This is a genomic window from Vallitalea maricola (genome assembly GCF_036985595.1).
GTDB classification, from domain to species: Bacteria; Bacillota; Clostridia; order Lachnospirales; family Vallitaleaceae; genus Vallitalea; species Vallitalea maricola.
Window position 1 is genome coordinate 1 of sequence record NZ_BTPU01000351.1, and the last position, 361, is coordinate 361.

The following is a 361-nucleotide window of genomic DNA, read 5'->3' on the forward strand; positions in this document are numbered from 1 at the left end:
CTTTTATAAAAAATGAAGCACCGCAATTAAAAGATAAAATTTCATTTACATCGACTCCGCTCTCGAGCAATACATTACATATTACCAGTGGATTAAATAATCCTAGAAATAAGAAAATTATTGATGATTTTAATAAAAGCTTAGCGAAAATAAAAAGCAATGGTGTTTACGATTCAATATTGAAAACAAACGGTCTGTTGTAGAGGTTTGACCTAAAGATAAGTACCCCTTATCAATTAAAATGCATGGTCAGAGTGCTTGAAAGTTTCGACTCCCTCTCAAATCCAGCATCTTGATTGGTACCGGGTATATAACAATGAATACTAGGATTAAAATAAGTGAGCATAGAAAATAACTATCG

The 361-nt window shown here is 31.9% G+C and carries 1 protein-coding gene; it reads left to right on the forward strand.

Annotation, left to right across the window (positions count from 1 at the left end; all coding sequences use genetic code 11):
• On the forward strand, positions 1-203 hold a 203-nt coding region (locus AACQ14_RS24305), incomplete at its 5' end, for a hypothetical protein (RefSeq protein ID WP_339366108.1).
• Positions 204-361 lie beyond the last annotated feature (158 nt).